The organism is Porphyromonas uenonis 60-3 (assembly GCF_000174775.1).
In the GTDB taxonomy this organism is placed as follows: Bacteria; Bacteroidota; Bacteroidia; order Bacteroidales; family Porphyromonadaceae; genus Porphyromonas; species Porphyromonas uenonis_A.
Genome location: NZ_ACLR01000186.1, coordinates 1 through 552 on the forward strand (window position 1 = coordinate 1; position 552 = coordinate 552).

The window sequence follows — 552 nt, forward strand, 5'->3', positions numbered from 1 at the left end:
ATCGCTGAGTCGTGGCCTAACTCGCTCGACGACAGCTGCGCTCGTCGTGAGTGGGACTGGCAACCACACTACGACCTCGACACCATGAGTCAGGATATGATCCAGGTGCTACGCGCTCGCTACGGCAAGTAAGCATCCGCACAGATCCCCAGAGACTGACACAGTCTCATCCACATGCGCCACTCTTGAGTTCGCTCAGGGGTGGCGCTTTTCATTTGTGACTCTCGAGGAAGGCTCCGCAAGTGCGTACGCATGGCCACCTTCCGTGTGGAGACGAAAGCTTTTGTAAAAGCGCCCAAAACGGTTCCTCCCTTGGAACTTTTCAGTTCCAACGTAGGAACTTCTCGGTTCCTAGGGAGGGATTTCTGTTTTCCTAGGCATGAAACTCTAGTTTCTTCGGCATGAAACACTAGTTTCTTCGGCATGAAACACTAGTTTCTTCGGTAAGAAACTCCAGTTTCTCCCGATGAAACCAAGTCACGGAGCCTATAGTTACCGATCTTCACGGAGAAATTGCCACATAGCTAGCGAGAAAACGACGTTTCCCACGGA

Annotated in this window: 1 pseudogene; it reads left to right on the forward strand. The window is 51.8% G+C overall.

The window, feature by feature from the left end:
• Positions 1-132, forward strand: a pseudogene (locus PORUE0001_RS10435) (L-threonine 3-dehydrogenase); the annotation flags it as partial.
• Positions 133-552 lie beyond the last annotated feature (420 nt).